Source organism: Microbacterium sp. M (assembly GCF_045181065.1).
Taxonomy (GTDB): domain Bacteria; phylum Actinomycetota; class Actinomycetes; order Actinomycetales; family Microbacteriaceae; genus Microbacterium.
On record NZ_CP173721.1, the window covers coordinates 850453 to 871034 of the forward strand.

General features: G+C 67.7%; 17 protein-coding genes. All 17 read left to right on the forward strand.

Annotated features, from left to right (window positions below):
- The first annotated feature begins 71 nt into the window (after nt 1-71).
- The 17 genes from ACI7YT_RS03925 to rplN all read left to right on the forward strand — a co-directional run bounded on the left by ACI7YT_RS03925 (nt 72) and on the right by rplN (nt 20581).
- The gene (locus tag ACI7YT_RS03925) at nt 72-1817 is read left to right on the forward strand and encodes a DUF4012 domain-containing protein (protein ID WP_406249184.1); all 1746 of its coding nucleotides are present in this window, start codon (nt 72-74) and stop codon (nt 1815-1817) included.
- Between the two features lie 64 nt (nt 1818-1881).
- Entirely contained in the window at nt 1882-3393 is a 1512-nt protein-coding gene (locus ACI7YT_RS03930) for a sugar transferase (protein WP_406249185.1), read from the forward strand.
- Between the two features lie 62 nt (nt 3394-3455).
- Nucleotides 3456-4808, forward strand: a complete 1353-nt coding sequence (locus ACI7YT_RS03935) for a DUF222 domain-containing protein (protein WP_406249186.1) — start codon at nt 3456-3458, stop codon at nt 4806-4808.
- 147 nt (nt 4809-4955) lie between these two features.
- A complete protein-coding gene (locus tag ACI7YT_RS03940) occupies nt 4956-5180 on the forward strand; it encodes a hypothetical protein (RefSeq protein ID WP_406249187.1) in 225 nt (74 codons plus the stop codon).
- A 177-nt stretch (nt 5181-5357) separates the two neighbouring features.
- Nucleotides 5358-14147: a DUF5979 domain-containing protein gene (locus ACI7YT_RS03945; protein ID WP_406249188.1), complete on the forward strand. Its 8790-nt coding sequence runs from the start codon at nt 5358-5360 to the stop codon at nt 14145-14147.
- A gap of 715 nt (nt 14148-14862) precedes the next feature.
- The gene (rpsJ, locus tag ACI7YT_RS03950; protein ID WP_017201594.1) at nt 14863-15171 is read left to right on the forward strand and encodes a 30S ribosomal protein S10; all 309 of its coding nucleotides are present in this window, start codon (nt 14863-14865) and stop codon (nt 15169-15171) included.
- Between the two features lie 8 nt (nt 15172-15179).
- Nucleotides 15180-15839 (forward strand): 50S ribosomal protein L3, encoded by a 660-nt coding sequence (gene rplC / locus ACI7YT_RS03955; RefSeq protein ID WP_406249189.1) that lies wholly within the window; start codon nt 15180-15182, stop codon nt 15837-15839.
- A 2-nt stretch (nt 15840-15841) separates the two neighbouring features.
- A complete protein-coding gene (gene rplD, locus ACI7YT_RS03960; RefSeq protein WP_406249190.1) occupies nt 15842-16504 on the forward strand; it encodes a 50S ribosomal protein L4 in 663 nt (220 codons plus the stop codon).
- On the forward strand, nt 16501-16824 hold the full coding sequence (gene rplW / locus ACI7YT_RS03965; protein ID WP_264156990.1) for a 50S ribosomal protein L23: 324 nt from the start codon (nt 16501-16503) through the stop codon (nt 16822-16824). Before rplD ends, rplW begins: the two co-directional genes overlap by 4 nt.
- Nucleotides 16825-16845: 21 nt before the next feature.
- Nucleotides 16846-17685, forward strand: a complete 840-nt coding sequence (rplB, locus tag ACI7YT_RS03970; RefSeq protein WP_406249191.1) for a 50S ribosomal protein L2 — start codon at nt 16846-16848, stop codon at nt 17683-17685.
- A gap of 12 nt (nt 17686-17697) precedes the next feature.
- Nucleotides 17698-17979 carry a 30S ribosomal protein S19 gene (gene rpsS / locus ACI7YT_RS03975; RefSeq protein ID WP_120229702.1) on the forward strand — a complete coding sequence of 94 codons (282 nt, stop codon included), beginning with the start codon at nt 17698-17700 and terminating at the stop codon, nt 17977-17979.
- Between the two features lie 24 nt (nt 17980-18003).
- Entirely contained in the window at nt 18004-18402 is a 399-nt protein-coding gene (gene rplV, locus ACI7YT_RS03980) for a 50S ribosomal protein L22 (protein WP_147037973.1), read from the forward strand.
- A complete protein-coding gene (gene rpsC, locus ACI7YT_RS03985; protein WP_406249192.1) occupies nt 18402-19160 on the forward strand; it encodes a 30S ribosomal protein S3 in 759 nt (252 codons plus the stop codon). Before rplV ends, rpsC begins: the two co-directional genes overlap by 1 nt.
- Nucleotides 19160-19579: a 50S ribosomal protein L16 gene (gene rplP, locus ACI7YT_RS03990; protein ID WP_046013411.1), complete on the forward strand. Its 420-nt coding sequence runs from the start codon at nt 19160-19162 to the stop codon at nt 19577-19579. Before rpsC ends, rplP begins: the two co-directional genes overlap by 1 nt.
- Nucleotides 19579-19893, forward strand: coding sequence for a 50S ribosomal protein L29 (rpmC, locus tag ACI7YT_RS03995; protein WP_264156994.1), 315 nt, complete (start codon nt 19579-19581; stop codon nt 19891-19893). Before rplP ends, rpmC begins: the two co-directional genes overlap by 1 nt.
- Nucleotides 19893-20216 (forward strand): 30S ribosomal protein S17, encoded by a 324-nt coding sequence (gene rpsQ / locus ACI7YT_RS04000; protein ID WP_406249193.1) that lies wholly within the window; start codon nt 19893-19895, stop codon nt 20214-20216. The genes rpmC and rpsQ overlap by 1 nt, the downstream gene beginning before the upstream one ends.
- Nucleotides 20213-20581, forward strand: a complete 369-nt coding sequence (gene rplN, locus ACI7YT_RS04005) for a 50S ribosomal protein L14 (RefSeq protein WP_025102399.1) — start codon at nt 20213-20215, stop codon at nt 20579-20581. Before rpsQ ends, rplN begins: the two co-directional genes overlap by 4 nt.
- Nucleotide 20582: the final 1 nt, after the last annotated feature.

Here is a 20582-nt window from a genome sequence, read left to right on the forward strand (position 1 = left end):
CTCCAGGCATCCTCCAGAGTGGTCGCCGGTAGAATGCTCCGGTTCCCTCCCGTACGAAAGGTAAGTCGTCCATGAGCGCTGAGAGCAGACGAGCGCAACGCAGCGACGAGCAGAGCACCGAGAAGAAGCCGGACAAGGTCGTTCGACGGCGTCGCGTCTGGCTGATCATCACGCTCGTCGTCATCGCGCTCCTTCTCGCGGTGTGCTGGGTCGGACTGCGCGCCATCACCGTGAAGGACGGGCTGACCAAGAGCCAGGAGCTCATCAGCGACATCCAGAACGGGGGAGACGTCGACAAGGCGCTCCCCGAACTGTCGGAGAATGCCGCGAGTGCGGGAGCCGCGGCATCCGACCCGGTCTGGTGGCTCATGGAGTGGGTCCCCGTGGTGGGCGACAACCTCAGGGGGGTGCGCCTCGCGGCGCAGTCGCTCGACGCGCTCGTCAACGGCGTGGCGCTGCCCGTGATGGGCGATGAGAGCGACACCGACCCGGTCACGGTGCGGCTGCTCAAGGCCTCCGAGGATGAGGGCGACCACATCACTCAGCTCGCGGACGGGCTGGATGCCGTGTCGAACTCTCCCTTCCTCATCTCCGTCGTGCGCGACGGCGTGGACCAGGTCGACGAAGTGATGTCGGCGGCGGCGCCGATGATCAGCATGATGCCGACGCTGCTCGGCGGGGACGGCGAACGCAACTACCTGCTCGTGTTCCAGAACAATGCCGAATCGCTCGCCCTCGGGGGCAGCGCGGCGGCGCAGACGCTCGTCAAGGTCGACAAGGGCGTGATCTCGATGGGTGCGCAGGGCGACAGCGGCAGCTACCAGAACGGCACCGCCGTGGACGTTCCCGTCCCGGACGCCGCCATTCAGCTGTACACGAGCTATCTCGTCGATCACATCAACACCAGCACGAGCCGCCCTGATTTCCCGACCGCGGCGCAGATCCTGCGCGCATGGTGGCAGCGCGACATCGCCCCCGACGAGGTCGCCGGCGTGATCTCGATCGACCCGCTCGCGCTGCAGCGGATCCTCGTCGCGACCGGCCCGATCGAGCTGGAGTCCGGTGAGACGCTCTCTTCGGACAACGCCGTCTCGGTGCTGCTGAGCGAGGTCTACGGGCGCTGGGACTCCTACAAGGAGCCCGAACTCGTCGACGGATTCTTCGCCGACACGGCCGCGGCCATCTTCGACACGATCGCCGCCGGCGACTTCGACATCAAGGACATGATGTGGGCGATCACGGAGAGCGCGTCGCAGGGGAGCGTTCTCGTCTGGGGCGATGACAAGAAGGTCGCCGACGCGATCGACGGAACCAAGATGAGCGGAATCCTGCCGGCGCACAACAAGGACGTCACCGCGGTCGGCGTCTACTTCAACAACAGCAACGGTTCGAAGATCGACTACTTCACCGAGACGGCGACCACGGCGACGGCCGTCTGCGAAGGAGACACGGCGACGTTCACCGCCACGGGGTCGCTCACTCTGCCGCTGACCCAGCGGCAGGCGGAGGCGCTGCCCCGCTACGTGCAGAGCATGACCTTCGGCGCGCGCTTCCGCGACTGGATCTTCGTCTACGGCCCTCCGGGTACGACGCTGTCGGATGCGACCTTCAACGGCGACGAGGTCTCGGTGATGCACCGTGACGTCGACGATCTCGGACGACCGGTCGTCGCCTTCGAAGCGTGGTTCGATCCGGGAGACACGGTCGACGTCACCGCGACGTTCGTCGGAGCATCCGGCGACTACGGCCCTCTCGAGATGCGGACGAACCCGATGGTCAACGGCGCGAAGCCGGTCGTCACCGACAACTGCGGGTGAGGGCGCCTACCCAAGGAGACCGCTGCGGGTACAATGACTCGCGGTCCGGTTTCATCACAGGGGGGTGAGCATCGTCGTCGTTCAACTCGAGCGCGGCAGCTCCGATATCTCGGAGGAGCCGAGGGAGACGTCTCGGATTCCCGTCCAGAAGGCGCGTCGGGCCGCATGGCCGCGCCGCTACGCGAGTCGACTCTTCTACAGCGACGTCGTCGTGCTCGTCATCACCCTCGTCGTCGGATGGCTGATCGCCATTCCCAGCATCACGACCGCTGTGTCGTGGCCCGGCGGCCCCCGTTTCTCTTACACGGCCGCGCTCATCATCATCGGCGTGCTGTGGCTGATCGCCCTCGACGTCACGGACAGCCGTGAGCGTCACATCGTCGGCAGCGGCTTCATCGAGTACCGGCGGCTCGTCAACGCGTCGATCGCGGTGTTCGCCTTCACCGTGGCGATGGCCTACTTCCTCGGGATGAATCTGTCACGACTGCTCGTGGCCGTGATCTTCCCCCTCGGCGTCCTGCTCCTGCTGCTGTCGCGCTGGCTGTGGCGTCAGTGGCTGCGTGCCAGGCAGAAGAACAGGCAGTACCTGCACCGCGCGGTCGTGATCGGCGAACCGTCGAAGGTCAGGCACGTCACCGGGCAGATCCGCCGCACGCCGGGAAGCGGCTATGAGATCGTCGGCGTGATCATGAACGGCGTCGCATCCGAGGGCGTCCCGGACATCGAGGTGCTCGGCGACATCGCCCATGCGGAGGCGGCGCTCGACGCGGCCAACATCGACGCCCTGATCATCGCGGGTTCGGATGACCTGGACCCCGAGATGATGCGCCGGCTGGGCTACGCGGTCTCCGACCGGGACATCCAGCTGATCATGGCGCCGGCGCTCACCGACATCGCCGGCCCCCGGCTGCATGCGACTCCTGTGGCCGGTCTTCCGCTCGTGCACGTCGATTTCCCTCGGATGGAGGGAGCGTCCCGATTCCTCAAGCGCACCTTCGACCTGGTCGGCTCGATGATCCTCCTGGTGCTGCTCTCGCCCGTGTTCCTGGCGACGGCGATCGCGATCCGCGTGGACGGCCCGGGCAAGATCTTCTACCACCAGGAGCGGATCGGCCGCAGCGGGCGGACGTTCGGCATGCGCAAGTTCCGCTCGATGGTGGCCGACGCAGACGATCAGCTGGCGTCGCTGCTCGATCTGCAGGGCGACGCGGCCAAGCCGCTGTTCAAGATCAACGACGATCCGCGGATCACCAGGGTCGGGCGGTTCCTCCGCAAGCACTCCCTCGACGAGCTGCCGCAGCTGATCAACGTGTTCCGGGGAGACATGAGTCTCGTCGGCCCGCGGCCTCAGCGTGCCACCGAGGTCGCTCTCTACGACGACGTCGCCTACCGCCGCCTGCTGGTGAAGCCAGGCATGAGCGGTCTGTGGCAGGTCAGCGGTCGCTCCTCGCTGTCGTGGGAGGAGACCATCCGCCTCGATCTGTACTACGTCGAGAACTGGTCGCTCATGCAGGACATCATCATCCTGTTCCGCACGATCCGTGCGGTGATCATCCCCGGAGCCACGGCGCACTGAGTTTCGAATATTTCTTTCGAACATCTCTTCCCTTTTGGGCGTGGTCGGGGTAGCGTGGGGGTATGTCGACGGCGACGCATCTGGATGCTCTACATGAGGCGGTCACCCGCCTCGACGCGGCGTGGTCGGATGCCGGTGACGCGGCGGATCTGGACCGGGCGGCCCTGGTCGCGGCGAACGCGGCCCTCGGAACCCTGCAGCGAGTCGTGGACGGCCTGGAGGCGGAGGTCGCCGCGCGGATCGCGCACGAGTCGCGGGCGGAGCTGGGGGCGGAGTCGTTGGCGAAGGAGCAGGGGTTCCGCACCGCGGGGCAGTTCGTCGCGACCGTCACCGGCCGTTCGTCGGGGGAGGCTTCCCGGCTGGTGAAGGTCGGGGAGGCGACCGCGCCGCGTAGTGATCTGCTCGGGGTCAGGTTGCCGGCGAAGTACCCGGCCGTGCAGGCGGCGCTGGGTGGCGGGCGGATCGGGGCGCCGGCGGCGGGGTTGATCATCGCCCTGTTGGACCGGGTCCGGTTGAAGATCTCCGCCGACCAGCTCGTGGAAGCGGAGACCCTGCTGGCGGAGAAAGCTGCCGGGTTGTCGTTGGACGAGGTCCGCAAACTCCTCACCCACGCGGAAGCGCACCTGGACCCCGACGGGGTCCTGCCTCGGGAGGAGGCCGCACGGGCGCAGAACCGACTGGTCATGTTCGAACGCGACGGACGGTTCCACATCGACGCCGACATCGACGTCGCCACCGCCGCGCCGATCAAAGTCGCGATCGAAGGGCATGTCACCGCGGTGCTCAACGCCCGCGCCCACGCCCTCGCCCCCGACGCACCCGACGCCGACCGGCGCACCATCGGACAGCTGCAGGCCGACGCCCTCGCCGACCTCGCCGCCCACGCGATCGGCTGCGACAACGACGCCCCCGCCCTGGCGGGTGCGACCGTGATCGTCCGGGTCGGACTCGATGACCTGGCCGGCGGGACCGGATACGCCACGATCGACGGCATCGACCAGCCCATCAGCATCGGATCCGCCCGACGGATGGCCGCAGGCGGCGGCGTCATCCCCTACGTCCTCGGCACGGACAGTGAGATCCTCGACTGGGGCAGAGAGAAACGGTTCTTCACCCGGGCGCAACGCCTCGCCCTGGTACTCCGAGACGGCGGGTGCGCGGGCTGCACCCTCCCACCCTCCATGACCCGCGCCCACCACATCGACTGGTGGAACCGCGACCAAGGTCGAACAGACCTCGACCGCGGGGTCCTGCTCTGCGACAACTGCCACCACCGCGTCCACGACAACGGATGGGACATCCACATCGAAGGCACCGGTGTGACCGCGAAAGTCTGGTTCCTCCCACCACCCTCAGTCGACCCCCAACGCACCCCACGCCTCGGCGGCACCCACCGCTACAACCTCGCCGCCTGACACCGACGCGCGCGAAGCCGTGCCGAACGCGGCTGCCGGTCGGAGGTTTGCGAGCCGCGGCATCCTGACTCTTCCCCTCCCGCGATCCGGCGGACAGAATGGGAGCGTCGGCGCGACCTTGCCGGCACAGAACCGAGAGGGATTGCAATGGGTATCGAAGATTCGATCAACGACGCAGTGGGCAAGGGTAAGGACCTCTACGAGGAGCACAAGGACAAGATCGCCGACGCCGTCAAGAGCGAGCAGGCCGAGGACATCAGTGACAAGGTGCTCGACGGAGTCGCCGACTTCGCCAAGAAGGTCGCCCCCGGTGCCGCCGACAAGATCGACGAGATCCGCGACGGAGCCGACAAGGCCGTCGGCAACGAGTAATCTGCCGCAGATCGAGGGCGGGCTCCACTGCGGAGTCCGCCCTCGATCCATGTCCGCGCATAGAAAGGCATTGGTCGCGTCGCGCCGTACCCATAGAATCCTCACAGGCCTAGGGGAAGCGGACTGATGCACAAGCGGGTTACAAAGCGGTCGGAGTTGCGCGGAATCTGGGCTGGGGTGATCTCGCTCGCACTCGTCGTCACCGGACTCGTGGTGCCGACAGCGTCGATGGCAGCCGAAGGCGACCCGGAGTACCTCACCGTCACCAAGAGCGTGGAGCCGGCCGAGCTCTCGCCCGGTCAGCCGTTCACATACACGATCGCCGTGAACTGCTCCGAGCGCTCGTGTCTGGACGCGACGCTCGACGACGTGCTGCCGGCCGAACTCGCCGGCTACCCCGTGCAGAACGTCAGCGCGCAGCCGGGCACCTCGAGCATCCCGCGCCAGGTCACCTGGACCGTCGACGGCGTCGAGAGCTCCACCGCACCCGAAGTGATCACGGCCGACACCGCCCTGCATGTCGACTTCACCGGCCCCGTCACCGCACCCGCCGGCACCGGCCTGCAGAACGGGCAGACCCTCACCTTCGCCATCACGCTGCAGGTCCCCGACGACCTGACGCCCGGCACCAAGGTGATCACCAACGTCGCCGAGACCGCCGCGACGAACTCGGCCCCCGACAGCGACGACGCCACCATCACGGTCACCACGCCCTCCGTCATCGACGTCGGCGTCACCAAGGGCTGGGGCCCGTCGCCCCAGAGCTACAACCCGGGTGCTCCGTCGACGATCGACCTCGCCGTCACCAACGCATCCAACGGCCCGGTCGAGACCCTGATCATCCAGGAACCCGCCGCGGCCGCCGACGGCGCCACCGCGCTCGACCCGAGCAACCCGTTCACGATCACCGACTTCACGGGCTTCGGCGCCTCGACGCTGCCCGAAGGCGCCGATCAAGTGCAGGTCGACCTCTATCTGCAGCAGGAGGACGGCACGTGGACCTGGGTCCCCGGTCCGCCGTCGTCGACGGTCGAACTCCCCGCCGGCGTCGACCCCGCCCTCGTCGGCGGCATCCGCCTGACCTACACCGGAACCGCCATCGCGAAGGACGCGACCGGCACTGTCGCCATCGATGTCGCGCAGCGCGAATCCGACCGCGAGTCGGGCGCCGACCTCTCCACCGAACAGCACACCATCGACAACGTCGCACAGGGCACCGCCGCCGTGACCGACCGCGATCCGGTGTCGAAGACCGCCACCGCGAACTACGAGGTCAACCCCGTCAACGTCGCCGCCGCGACGACCAAGAGCATCGAGCCGGGCCGCATCGCCGCCGGCGACTCCGCCGCCTCCCGCATCGTCGGCACCAACACGTCGGATGCCGGAGTCGACGAACTCCGCGTCGCCGACCTCGACTACTTCACCGCCGACGTCACGTTCGGCGGCTTCACCGCACCGCCCGTCTGGCCCACAGCGGCCACCGCCGGAACACTCTTCTACTACCCGCTCGACGGCGGCGACCCGATCGAGGTCGCGCTCGTGAACGGCGAGATCCCCGCCGCCCCCGGCGTCGCCATCTCCGGCTTCGAGTTCGTGTACACCGCGCCTGATGGCGGCATCCAGTCCGGTGCCTCCGCCGTGATCGACTTCACGATCCAGACCTCGGAGGCCGCCGTCGCCGACGGCGGCGCCGAGATCGTCACCACGAACGTCGCCACCACCACCGTGACCGCCGAGAACGGGCTCCAGGCCACGGACGACGACGACGCGACGCTCACGCTCGTCGACCCCGCCATCGCCGTCACGCTCGAGAAGTCCGTGCGCCCGTCCAGCGCGGTCTCTCCGGGCGAGCCCGTCGTCACCGAGCTGCACTCGAACCTCACCACCACGTCCGACTACATCACCGCCACGCAGATCGTCGTCGAGGACTCGTTCGCCGGTGAGGGCACCTTCTGGGACGCCTTCGACTTCACCTCGATCGCCACGACGCAGGTGCCCGCGAACACGTCGCTGACCATCGACGTCATCGATTCCGCCGGCAACCCGCACACGCTGCAGGTCTTCCCGGCCCGCATCCTTCCGCACCGGATCTCGATGTCCGAAGACGAAGTCCTCGCCGCCCTGCCCGATGGCATGACGATCGACGACGTCTACGGCATCCGCTTCACGTTCGACAACCCGGACGGCTTCCCGTCCGACACGACCGTCACACCCTACGTGGTCTCCGAGGCGCGCGACACGCTCCGCGTCAGCGGCGATGACACGGTCCCGGGCGACGACCAGCCGGTTGCGTACACGAACACCGCCACGACCACCGGCTCCGGTGAGACCGAGACAGGGACCCCGCTCGAGGACACCGCCGAGGACACCGGCCAGGGCACGATCGAGACGTACGCGAACGAGGGCCCGATCGGCATCGACAAGCGCTGGAACCAGGCGACCGTCGCCGCCCAGTCGCTGCAGGTGCGCGACACGACCCTGAGCTGGCGCGTCGACCCCGACTACGCCCGCGTCGCGATCTCCGACCCGAACAACGACTCCGGCACCGCGTTCGACGGAGGCATCCCCGGAGACCCGGCAGGCACGGTGTACGACGCGTTCAACCTCGTGCGCATCGACGACATCCCGGCCGACGACGCACCGTTCAGCAACGGCTGGTACATCCAGTACGACAACGTGGACGCGGTCGAGCTCTTCATCGGCGGAGCCTGGGTGCCGGCGGCGAACCCACCGGCCGGCGGCTGGATCCAGAACGGCGGCTTCGTCGGCTACGCGCTCACCGACGACGAGCGCCGTGACGCCACCGGATTCCGCATCGTCCTGTCGCCGAACACCACGGCCAGGGCTGCATCGGGCGACCCCTTCGTCGACGCCATCGGCGACGGCGTCGGATCCTCCAGCGCCGTGCGCACGTTCGACCTGACCTGGCAGATCCGCGACCAGAAGCGCTCGGACGGATCGTGGGTCACGGGCGAGGAGATCTACAACGCCGGAGACGCAGGACTCGTCGACAACACGGTCCGCATCGACGGCGAACCGCTCGCCGGCGGAGACGTCGTCAGCGACGTCGACAACCACGAGATCCTCATCACCGATCCGGACCCGGCCGTCGACGTCCGCAAGTCGGTCACCCCGACGACGCCGCTGAACGTGCCGCTTCCCGGTGCGGATGCCGAGACCTACCCGACCGCGACCTTCACGCTCGAAGCGCGCAACGGCTCGGTGGCCAAGGCCTCGTACATCCGCGTGACCGATCCGCCGGCATGCACCGACACCCAGGACATCGCCGAGTGCCAGAGCGCGGCGACCGCCGCCGGCGCCGTCGGCGACCCGTTCACCGCCGACATCGACTGGCTGACCGCCACAGGGCAGGGCAACCCGTTCGACCGCTTCGACGCCACCAAGGTGACGATCGGCGCGGCCATCCCCGAGCAGGTCGACCTCGCCGCCAGCGTGGTCTGGCTGCTGCGCTACGACGAGGGAGCAGGCGCGTACACCACCGAGCAGACCACCGCCGCAGCCGTCAACGCGATGGCGGCCGAGCAGCTCGCCACGGTCGTCGGCATCAGCACGACCTTCCAGAGCACCGACCCGTCGACCACGGGCGGAACGATCACCCCGGCCAACGTGCTCACCGTCGTGGTCGACGCCCGCGTGCGCCCGACCATCCGCAGCACGGGCGAAGAGCAGCGCCTCACCGCCAACCAGCGCGTCGAGGTCGAGAACCGCGTGTTCGCGCAGTCGTACGACCCGATCCTCAGCGACGGCGTCGCCACCGGCGACCTCGCAGACGTCACCGCTGTGCTCACCGGCGGCGACCTGAACGTCGGCGCCACGAAGCAGATCTCGCCCGAAGCTCTCACCGAGCCCACCCGCGGCGCACCCGTCACCGTCACGCTCGGCGCGAACCAGGGCACAGACCCGGTCAGCACCCTGGCACCCGCCGAGGTGCGCGTCACGGATGACACGACGACGTCGCCCGACTTCTGGAACGCGTTCGACGTCATCGGACTCGGCGCGATCACCGCCCCGGCCGGCGCCGACCAGGTCGTCGTCTCGGCGTACCTCCCGGTCGACGGCGAGCTGACCTGGGTGGACTCCGCCGCGACCGCGATCGGCGATGCCGCGCTGCCGGTGGCCGCCGACCAGTACGGCGACATCCAGGGCATCCGATTCGCGTTCTCGCGGGTCGACGGCGCCTTCCTGTCGCCCGACGTTCCTGCGCCGAACTGGAGCACGACCGCGGCCTTCACCGTGCAGCTGCGCGATGAGTACCGCGACTCCGGCGACCCGATCCCGCTCGAGGGCACGATCGACGACACGGTGACGGCCGTCAGCGACCGCCGCACCGGCTCGAGCGCCGAGGACACCGCGAACGCCGAGATCGGCCTCTCGCCCGGTACGCACCAGCTCGCCGTGCACAAGACGGTGAACGAAGGCACCAGCCACTTCGCCACCGCCGGCGACCTCGTGCCGTGGGACCTCACCTTCACGAACCAGGGCACCGGCTACCTGACGGTCACAGAGCTGCGCGACCTGCTGCCTCCCGAGCTCCTGTACCTCGGTGACGAGCCCGTCTACACGCCGGCACCCGACGGCCTGCTCCCGGTACCAGAAGGCTTCGCGCAGGAGGGCGACGAGCTCGTCTTCACCTGGGCCGAAGGCTCGCGCATGGCACCGGGGGAGACGTTCTCGATCCGCATCCTGCTCGAACTGCAGCCGGGACTGCTCCTGGGCGAGCAGGCGATCAACGAGATGACTGTGCAGACCGCTGAAGAGCTCAGTTCCTGCACGAACATCACTCAGGGCGGGGCCGTGACCGGCGCGTGGGATGCCGATCCCACCACCTGCGGCACCACCGAGTACGTCACACCGACCGACGGCACAAGCCTGTTCGTGGTCAAGGGCGTCCGAGGCGAGCGCGACGGCGCCATCAACACGACCAACCCGGCACACCTGTGCGAGCAGTCGCTCGACGCGACCGGCGGCGCCTACTACCGCTCGCCGTGCGCGGCGAACAGCGAGATCGGCGGCACCGACGACTGGGTGCTCCGGGCGCAGAACGGCGGCACCAGGCCCATCTCCGACATGGTCCTCTTCGACCAGCTGCCCGTCGCCGGCGACCAGGCCCTCATCTCCGGGGCATCGCGCGGTTCGGTCTACCGCCCGCAGATCCTCGACGCGATCGCGATGGCGGCACCCGCCGGCACCACCACGGTCGTCGAGGTGACGACCTCCACCGGCGTCTGCGTCGGCACCTGGTCGAACCTCGCCGATCAGGAGCCCTGTGCGCAGAACGGCGAAGAGTGGGTCGTGGCCGATGACGCGACCGACTGGTCGACCGTCTCCGGCCTCCGGGTCTCGCTCGACTTCACGACGACCGCGGCCGGTGCCCTCCAGCCCGGCGCGTTCGTCGACATCACCTACAGCAGCACGAACGTCGTGGCGTCCGAGGCGAACCCGTCCGGAGCCCCGTCCGCGGTGCCGGCACGCGACTCGTTCGCCTGGAACCAGTTCGGTGTGAAGTACCGCGAGCTCGGCGCCACCGGGTACCTGAAGATCTCGCCGTCTCCGGTGGGCGTGCACCTGGTGTTCGGCTCCATCGCGATCTCGAAGGAGATCACGGGAGACGCCGCAGGCTATGCACCGGACGAATTCCTCGTCGACGTGGTCTGCACGATCGACGGCACACCGCTCGACCTGGGCGATGACGCGGTCCTGGAGTTGAACTCCGCGAACGAGCACACCCGCCGGATCGACGGCATCCCGCTCGGCGCCGCCTGCGACATCGCCGAGCAGGGCGCCACCGGTCAGTTCGGTGAGACCACGCGCACCGGCACCCCGGTGACCCTCGTGGTCGACGAGCAGAACTCCGGCATCGACGTCCCGGCAGCACAGGTCGCGACGATCGGCAACGACTACGCCTATTCGGGACTCGCAGTCACCAAGACCGTCGACACCGACGCCACCGAGGGAGAGTTCGGCCCGTTCGACTTCACCCTGAGCTGCACGACCGCCACCGGCACACCGGTCGCGTTCGACGGCGGAGCGACCGAACTCGAGTTCACCCTCGAGGACGGCGAGACGTTCACCGCACCCGAGAACACCATCCCGGCGCGCTCCACCTGCATCATCACCGAGGTCGACAGCGCGGATGCCGATGGCATCGTCGTCGTCGGCGACAACGTCACCGACAACGGCGACGGCAGCGCCACGGTGCTCGTCGGCACCGAGACGGCGAACGTCGAGTTCACGAACGGCTACGACTCCGGCATCCTGACCGTCAGCAAGGTCGTCGACGGCGAAGGCGCCGCGCTCTACGGCGCCGGACCCTTCGACTTCACCGCCGTCTGCACCTACGAGGGCCAGACGCTGCTGAACGAGGCGTTCCAGCTCGATGCGAACGCGCAGCGCACATTCGGCGTCTACCCGACCGGCACCAGCTGCATCGTGGAGGAGACCGGCGCCGGCGGCGCCACCCGCACGGCCATCGACCCGGCCGACGGCACGGTCGTCATCACGGACGACGCGGATGCCGCGGCCACCGTCACCGCGACGAACACGTTCGATCTCACGGCGATCCAGGTCGCCAAGGAGATCACGGGCCCGGCCGCGGCCTACGGCGCCGACGAATACCTCGTCGACGTCGTCTGCACCGTGCGGGGCGAGAACGTCCCGCTCGGCGACGACGCGGTGGTCGAACTGAACGCCGCCAACGGGTTCACGCACCGCATCGACGGCATCCCGACCGGCGCATCCTGCGACGTGACCGAGCAGGGCGAGCTCGGCGAGTACGGCGAGACAGGCCGCACGGGAACGCCGACGGTCATCGACGTGACCGAGGTCGTCGCACCAGACGCCGAGGTCCCCGCCGCGCAGATCGCGACCGTGACGAACGACTACACGTTCTCGGGCCTGTCGGTCACGAAGCGCGTCGACACCGAGGCCGAAGCGGACTTCGGTCCGTTCGACTTCACGCTGTCGTGCACGAGTGCGACCGGCATCCCCGTCGTGTTCGACGGCGACGTCACCGAGGTCGAGTTCACGCTCGAGGCCGACGACACCTACACCGCGCCCGAGGACACGATCCCGGCCAACTCGACCTGCCTCATCAGCGAGGTCGACAGCGCGGCGGCCGACGAGATCGTCATCGTCGGAGACGGCGTCACCGACAACGGCGACGGCACGGCCACCGTGCTGGTGGGCACCGAGACCGCGAGCGTCGAGATCCTGAACGGCTTCGACGCCGGCATCCTGACCGTGGCCAAGGTGGTCGACGGCGCTGGGGCCGAGCTGTGGGGCGCAGGGCCCTTCGAGTTCACCGCGGTCTGCACCTATCGCGACCAGACGCTGCTGGATGAGACCTTCGTGCTCGACGCGAACGCGCAGCGCACGTTCGGCACCTACCCGACCGGCACCGAGTGCGTCGTGGCCGAGACCGAGACGGCCGGCGCGACCACGTCGGTGCTGTCCCCGGCCGACGGCGTCGTGACCCTGACCGAAGGGGCGGGCGCGACCGTCACCGCGACGAACACGTTCGCCCTCACCGCGATCGAGGTCACCAAGACCGTCACGGGCGACGCGGCGGACTACGCGTCCGACGAGTTCCGCGCGGACGTCGTGTGCACGGTCGGCGGCGCGAACGTGCCGCTCGGCGCCGACGCCTCCGTCGTCCTGGACGAGGCGAACGACTTCACCCGGCGCATCGACGGCATCCCGACCGGAGCGACCTGCGAGGTCGCCGAGCAGGGCGTCGTCGGCGAATTCGGCGAGACGACCCGTCCGGCGCCGGTCGCGATCGTCACGGCGGATGCCGTGGTAACCGACGACGACGAGGTGCTGGCCGAGCAGACCGCCGAGCTCGTGAACGACTACGCCTTCTCCGGCCTGTCGATCACGAAGCGGGTGGATGCCGAAGCAGAAGCGGGTTACGGCCCGTTCGACTTCACGCTGCAGTGCACGAGCGCCACCGGGATCCCAGTGACGTTCGGCGAGGACGGCACCGAGCTGACGTTCTCCCTCGAGGCGGATGGCACCTTCACCGCCCCGGCCAACACGATCCCGGCCCGTGCGGACTGCCTCATCACCGAGGTCGGCGCCACCGCGGACGGCATTGTGATCACCGGTGACGGCGTCACCGACAACGGCGACGGCACGGCATCCGTGCAGGTCGGCGTCGATGAGGCGGCGGTCGAGTTCACGAACTCGTTCGACGCAGGCGTCCTCACGGTGAGCAAGGTCGTCGACGGAGCGGGAGCGAGCCTGTACGGCTCCGGCGACTTCACGTTCACGGCCGTCTGCACCTACGACGGCCAGACGCTGCTCGACGAGACGTTCGAGCTCGCCGGAGGAGCGACCCGCTCGTTCGGGCCGTACCCGACGAACACCGAGTGCACCGTCGAGGAGACGGACGCCGGCGGCGCCACCTCGACGGCGCTCGACCCGAGCGACGGGAACGTCGTCCTCGAGGCGGACGGCACGGCGACGGTCACCGCGACCAACACGTTCGACGTCGCAGCGATCACGGTCACCAAGGAGCGCACCGGTGACCTGGACGCCGACGGCGCGCGCGGATCGTTCACGGTCCTCCTGGAGTGCGCCGACGGGGTCACCGTTCCGGGCGGCGCCGAGCGGGTGCTGAGCGCGCAGGGCGGCTACACGACGGTCTTCCGGGACCTCCCGGTGGGCGCGGACTGCCGCATCTCCGAGACGGATACCGGAGGAGCGGTGAAGACGACCATCGTCGTCACCGCCGCGGACGGGACCGCCGTCACGAGCGACGGCACGTCGGCGGATGTCGCGCTGGACGACGACGTGGACGTCGAGATCACGAACGAGTTCGTCGCCGGTCTCCCGGCCACCGGGCTCGCGATGCCGATCGTGCTCGGCCTCCTCGTGCTGCTGCTCCTCGGCGGCGGCATCCTGGTTCTGCTGATCACCCGTCGCCGTCGGGCGCTCGAAGCCTGACGACGCCGACCGGAGGCCGGGTGCGAATCGCTCGCGCCCGGCCTCCGGCATCCTCTATGCTGAGTGCAGCCGCCTGGGGATCTTGCGGCTGGGATCGCGAAGGGGTTCGCGATTCCGAATCGCACGGCTGAGCCGTGCACACGACTGGGGAACGATTTTGGGGATCGATGCGTCTGCGACGCCTTCTGCGTGTCGCGCGCTGCCGACACGGCAGTCGATCCGCCATGCCACCGACGGGGATCGGGGCGTCCCTTCACGCCCCGACCCCCGCGTTCGGCGCGCCCCCTCGCGCTGAACGCATCCCCGCGTGGGGCGAGGCATGGGGATGCCTCGTCCCACGATCTTCCCCTCGGATGCCGGCGCGACACGCCCGGGTTTGCAGAACCGAAATCACCCATGGCACAATAGGTAAGTTCCACATTCCTGGGGTGCGCTATGCGTGCCTCGCGGATCACTACCAGGGCAGTGCATAGACGGCGCCTCTTCTCGAGGCAGCAGGGTTCTAGGCCGCGGGTAGAAGAACATCCCCGACACCTCTGCTGAGAGGTTCTGCCGTGCGCCGCGAGGCGTGCGGACTGACAGAAGAACAGTGGTGCGCAGATCGGTTCTCCGGAGCCTGTCGAGTGCCGAGGCGCGAACAGCGTCATCGTGCGTCCAATGCCCCTGGGTCACCCGGCCCAGGACGGTAAGACGCTTAAAGAGAGTGAGCAGACAAATGGCGGGACAGAAGATCCGCATTCGCCTGAAGTCGTATGACCACGAGGTCATCGACACGTCGGCGCGCAAGATCGTCGACACTGTGACCCGTGCGGGCGCAACCGTCGTCGGCCCCGTGCCGCTTCCGACCGAGAAGAACGTCGTGTGCGTCATCCGGTCGCCCCACAAGTACAAGGACAGCCGCGAGCACTTCGAGATGCGCACCCACAAGCGTCTGATCGACATCGTCGACCCGACGCCCAAGGCCGTCGACTCGCTGATGCGTCTCGACCTGCCGGCTGACGTCAACATCGAGATCAAGCTCTGAGGATCGACATGGCTGACATCAACGCAAAGATTTCCAAGGGTCTGCTGGGCACCAAGCTCGGCATGACGCAGGTGTGGGACGAGAACGGCAAGATCGTTCCCGTCACCGTCATCGAGCTCGCACCCAACGTGGTCACGCAGGTCCGCACCCCCGAGAAGGACGGTTACAACGCCGTTCAGATCGCCGCGGGCCAGATCGACCCCCGCAAGGTCAACAAGCCCCTCTCCGCTCACTTCGAGGCCGCCGGCGTCACGCCGCGTCGCCACGTCACCGAGATCCGCACCGCGGATGCCGCTGACTACGCGCTGGGCCAGGAGCTCACGGTCGACGGTCTCTTCGAGGCCGGCCAGCTGGTCGACGTCGTCGGCACGAGCAAGGGCAAGGGCACCGCGGGTGTCATGAAGCGCCACAACTTCAAGGGCGTCTCGGCATCGCACGGTTCCCACCGCAACCACCGCAAGCCCGGCTCCATCGGCGCATCGTCGACTCCGAGCCGCGTCTTCAAGGGCATGCGCATGGCCGGCCGTATGGGTGGCGAGCGCGTGACCGTCCTCAACCTCACGGTGCACGCCATCGACGCCGAGAAGGGACTCATGCTCGTCAAGGGCGCCGTCCCCGGTGCGCGTGGCCGCGTCGTCTACGTCCGCAACGCAGTGAAGGGTGCCTGAACATGGCTGACTCGACTCTCGCGCTCGACGTTCTGAAGGCCGACGGCAAGAAGGCCGGCTCCATCGAGCTGCCCGCCGAGCTCTTCGACGTCAAGACGAACATCCCGCTGATCCACCAGGTCGTCGTCGCACAGCTCGCCGCTGCGCGTCAGGGCACCCACTCGACCAAGCGTCGCGGTGAGGTCTCCGGTGCAGGCCGCAAGCCCTTCAAGCAGAAGGGCACGGGTAACGCCCGTCAGGGTTCCATCCGCGCGCCGCACATGACCGGTGGTGGCATCGTCCACGGACCGAAGCCGCGCAACTACGCGCAGCGCACCCCCAAGAAGATGATCGCGGCCGCCCTCCTGGGCGCGCTGAGCGACCGCTTCCGCGGCGAGCGTCTGCACGTGGTCGAGACCTTCGGCATCGACTCCGCTCCTTCGACCAAGACCGCGTCGAGCCTGCTCGCACAGGTCGCCGGTCCGAAGAACATCCTGGTCGTCACCCAGCGTGACGATGAGGTGACGCTCAAGTCCGTCCGCAACCTGCCGGACGTTCACTGGCTCACCTACGACCAGCTCAACGCCTACGACGTGCTCGTCTCCGACGACATCGTCTTCACCAAGGCCGCGCTCGAGGCGTTCATCGCTTCGAAGACCGGCGCAACCGAGGAGGTCTCGGCATGACCGAGCAGGCAACCGTCCTGACGACCGCTCTCAACAAGGACCCGCGCGACATCATCCTGAAGCCGGTCGTGTCCGAGAAGAGCTACTCGCTCATCGACGAGGGCAAGTACACGTTCCTCGTGGACCCGCGCGCCTCCAAGACGGAGATCAAGCTCGCCATCGAGAAGATCTTCGACGTCAAGGTCGCAGCGGTCAACACGATCAACCGCGTCGGCAAGGCCCGTCGCACCCGCTTCGGCACCGGCAAGCGCAAGGACACCAAGCGCGCCATCGTCACCCTGAAGTCGGGCACCATCGACATCTTCACGGCAATCGGCTGATCCGGGGGATAAAGGACAATCATGGCTATTCGCAAGTACAAGCCCACGACCCCGGGTCGTCGCGGTTCGTCGGTGGCCGACTTCGCCGAGATCACCCGATCGACGCCCGAGAAGTCGCTGCTGCGTCCCCTGTCGAAGACCGGTGGCCGTAACAACCAGGGCCGCATCACGACCCGTCACATCGGTGGTGGCCACAAGCGCCAGTACCGTGTCATCGACTTCCGTCGCAATGACAAGGACGGCGTCAACGCTCGGGTCGCTCACATCGAGTACGACCCCAACCGCACCGCACGCATCGCACTGCTGCACTACTTCGACGGCGAGAAGCGCTACATCATCGCGCCGAACAAGCTGAACCAGGGCGACATCGTCGAGTCGGGTGCATCGGCTGACATCAAGCCGGGCAACAACCTGCCGCTGAAGAACATCCCCACCGGTACCGTGATCCACGCGATCGAGCTCCGCCCCGGCGGCGGCGCGAAGCTGGCTCGCTCGGCGGGGACTTCGGTGCGTCTCGTCGCCAAGGATGGCGCCTTCGCGCAGCTTCGTCTGCCGTCCGGTGAGATCCGCAACGTCGACGCACGCTGCCGCGCCACCATCGGCGAGGTCGGCAACGCCGAGCAGTCGAACATCAACTGGGGCAAGGCCGGCCGCAAGCGCTGGTTGGGCGTCCGCCCGACCGTCCGTGGTGTCGCCATGAACCCGGTCGACCACCCGCACGGTGGTGGCGAGGGCAAGACGTCCGGTGGACGTCACCCCGTCACTCCTTGGGGTCAGGCTGAGGGTCGCACCCGCCACGCCAACAAGGAAAGCGACAAGTACATCGTGCGTCGTCGTAACGCCGGCAAGAAGCGCAAGTAGGAGTAAGAGAAGATGCCTCGCAGTCTTAAGAAGGGCCCCTTCGTCGACGAGCACCTGCTTCGCAAGGTGGTCGTGCAGAACGAAGCCGGCACGAAGAACGTCATCAAGACCTGGTCGCGACGCTCGATGATCATCCCCGCCATGCTGGGACACACCATCGCCGTCCACGACGGTCGCAAGCACATCCCTGTGTTCGTGACCGAGACCATGGTCGGTCACAAGCTGGGCGAGTTCGCGCCCACCCGCACCTTCCGCGGCCACGAGAAGGACGACAAGAAGGGCCGCCGCCGCTGACGCGGGGCGATAGAGGAGAGAGAAATGGTGGAGTCCATCGCACGCGTGCGACACATCCGCGTGACCCCTCAGAAGGCTCGTCGTGTCGTCGCGCTCATCAAGGGCAAGCAGGCCCAGGAAGCTCTGGCGATCCTGAAGTTCGCACCGCAGAGCGCCAGTGAGCCGATCTACAAGCTTGTCGCGTCGGCCATGGCCAACGCGCAGGTCAAGGCGGATCGTGACGGCGAGTACCTCGACGAGCAGGACCTGTACGTGGCTAACGCCTACGTCGACGAGGGCACGACGCTCAAGCGTTTCCGCCCCCGTGCACAGGGTCGCGCTTTCCAGATCAAGAAGCGCACGAGCCACATCACGGTCGTGCTCTCGACGCCGGAGGTCGCTGCCGCGGCCGAGGGTGACAGCAAGAAGAAGGCGAGCAAGTAATGGGACAGAAGGTAAACCCGTACGGCTTCCGCCTCGGTATCACCACCGACCACGTCTCGCGCTGGTTCTCTGACTCGACGAAGCCGGGTCAGCGCTACGCGGACTACGTCGCCGAGGACATCAAGATCCGTCGCCTGCTGCAGACGCAGCTGGACCGCGCCGGCGTCAGTAACATCGAGATCGAGCGGACCCGTGACCGCGTGCGTGTGGACATCCACACCGCGCGCCCCGGTATCGTCATCGGTCGTCGTGGTGCTGAGGCCGAGCGCATCCGTGGCGACCTCGAGAAGCTCACCGGCAAGCAGATCCAGCTGAACATCCTCGAGGTCAAGAACCCCGAGGCCGACGCTCAGCTCGTCGCGCAGGGCATCGCCGAGCAGCTCTCTGCTCGTGTGGCGTTCCGTCGTGCGATGCGCAAGGGTCTGCAGGGCGCTCAGCGCGCCGGCGCCAAGGGCATCCGCATCCAGGTCTCCGGCCGTCTCGGCGGCGCCGAGATGAGCCGTTCGGAGTTCTACCGCGAGGGTCGTGTGCCGCTGCACACGCTGCGCGCGAACATCGACTACGGCTTCTACGAGGCCAAGACCACCTTCGGCCGCATCGGCGTGAAGGTCTGGATCTACAAGGGTGACCTCACCAACAAGGAACTCGCTCGCGAGCAGGCCAACGCGCCCAAGTCGCGCGGTCGTGACGACCGCGGTGGCGACCGTCGCCGTGGTCCTCGCAACGAGGCCCCCGTCGCAGAAGGAGCGTCTGCCTGATGCTTATTCCCCGTAAGGTCAAGTTCCGCAAGCAGCACCACCCGGGGCGCAGCGGCCAGGCAACCGGCGGCACGAAGGTCTCCTTCGGCGAGTACGGTATCCAGGCGCTCACCCCCGCGTATGTGACGAACCGTCAGATCGAGTCCGCTCGTATCGCGATGACCCGTCACATCAAGCGCGGTGGCAAGGTGTGGATCAACATCTACCCCGACCGTCCGCTCACCAAGAAGCCGGCCGAAACCCGCATGGGTTCCGGTAAGGGTTCGCCGGAGTGGTGGGTCGCCAACGTCAAGCCGGGTCGCGTCCTCTTCGAGGTCGCCGGCGTCAGCGAGGAACTCGCTCGCGAAGCACTGACCCGTGCCATTCACAAGCTGCCTCTCAAGGCACGCATCATCAAGCGCGAGGAGGGCGACGCGTAATGGCGATCGGCACCAAGGAGCTCGCTCCCAGCGAGCTCGACACGTTCGAAGACCAGCGCCTCGTCGAGGAGCTGCGTAAGGCCAAGGAGGAGCTGTTCAACCTCCGTTTCCAGTCGGCCACCGGCCAGCTGGAAAGCCACGGCCGCATCCGCGCCGTCAAGCGCGACATCGCGCGCCTGTACACCGTGATCCGCGAGCGCGAGCTGGGCATCCGTGCGACGCCCGCTCCCGTCGAGGCTCCGGCCAAGAAGGCGTCCAAGGCAAAGGCGAAGAAGGCCGACTCGGCTGAGGCGCCGAAGGAGGAGGCCGAGTAATGGCTGAGAAGAAGGCTGCCGCCAAGGCGAGCACCGTCGAGCACGCCGAGCACGACGTGCGCGACGTGGACGCTCGCGGTTACCGCAAGGCCCGCCGCGGGTACGTCGTCAGCGACAAGATGGACAAGACCATCGTCGTCGAGGTCGAGGACCGCGTGAAGCACCCGCTGTACGGCAAGGTCATCCGCCGCACCTCCAAGGTGAAGGCGCACGACGAGGGCAACACCGCCGGCATCGGCGACCTGGTCCTCATCAACGAGACCCGGCCGCTCAGCGCCACCAAGCGCTGGCGTCTGGTTGAGATTCTGGAGAAGGCCAAGTGATTCAGCAGGAGTCCCGCCTCAAGGTCGCCGACAACACCGGCGCGAAGGAACTGCTCACCATCCGCGTTCTCGGCGGCTCGCGCCGTCGTTACGCCGGCCTGGGTGACACCATCGTCGCGACCGTCAAGGACGCGATCCCCGGCGGAAACGTGAAGAAGGGCGATGTCGTCAAGGCGGTCATCGTCCGCACCAAGAAGGAGACGCGCCGTCCCGACGGCTCGTACATCAAGTTCGACGAGAACGCCGCCGTGATCCTGAAGAACGACGGGGAGCCCCGCGGCACCCGTATCTTCGGACCGGTCGGTCGTGAGCTTCGCGACAAGAAGTTCATGAAGATCGTCTCGCTCGCCCCGGAGGTCATTTGAT

Excerpts from the sequence above, each read along its gene's own strand:
- ACI7YT_RS03925 (WP_406249184.1), top strand. The coding sequence starts at position 72 with ATGAGCGCTGAGAGCAGACGAGCGCAACGCAGCGACGAGCAGAGCACC.
- ACI7YT_RS03935 (WP_406249186.1), top strand. The coding sequence starts at position 3,456 with ATGTCGACGGCGACGCATCTGGATGCTCTACATGAGGCGGTCACCCGC.
- ACI7YT_RS03940 (WP_406249187.1), top strand. The coding sequence starts at position 4,956 with ATGGGTATCGAAGATTCGATCAACGACGCAGTGGGCAAGGGTAAGGAC.
- rpsJ (WP_017201594.1), top strand. The coding sequence starts at position 14,863 with ATGGCGGGACAGAAGATCCGCATTCGCCTGAAGTCGTATGACCACGAG.
- rplC (WP_406249189.1), top strand. The coding sequence starts at position 15,180 with ATGGCTGACATCAACGCAAAGATTTCCAAGGGTCTGCTGGGCACCAAG.
- rplD (WP_406249190.1), top strand. The coding sequence starts at position 15,842 with ATGGCTGACTCGACTCTCGCGCTCGACGTTCTGAAGGCCGACGGCAAG.
- rplW (WP_264156990.1), top strand. The coding sequence starts at position 16,501 with ATGACCGAGCAGGCAACCGTCCTGACGACCGCTCTCAACAAGGACCCG.
- rplB (WP_406249191.1), top strand. The coding sequence starts at position 16,846 with ATGGCTATTCGCAAGTACAAGCCCACGACCCCGGGTCGTCGCGGTTCG.
- rpsS (WP_120229702.1), top strand. The coding sequence starts at position 17,698 with ATGCCTCGCAGTCTTAAGAAGGGCCCCTTCGTCGACGAGCACCTGCTT.
- rplV (WP_147037973.1), top strand. The coding sequence starts at position 18,004 with ATGGTGGAGTCCATCGCACGCGTGCGACACATCCGCGTGACCCCTCAG.
- rpsC (WP_406249192.1), top strand. The coding sequence starts at position 18,402 with ATGGGACAGAAGGTAAACCCGTACGGCTTCCGCCTCGGTATCACCACC.
- rplP (WP_046013411.1), top strand. The coding sequence starts at position 19,160 with ATGCTTATTCCCCGTAAGGTCAAGTTCCGCAAGCAGCACCACCCGGGG.
- rpmC (WP_264156994.1), top strand. The coding sequence starts at position 19,579 with ATGGCGATCGGCACCAAGGAGCTCGCTCCCAGCGAGCTCGACACGTTC.
- rpsQ (WP_406249193.1), top strand. The coding sequence starts at position 19,893 with ATGGCTGAGAAGAAGGCTGCCGCCAAGGCGAGCACCGTCGAGCACGCC.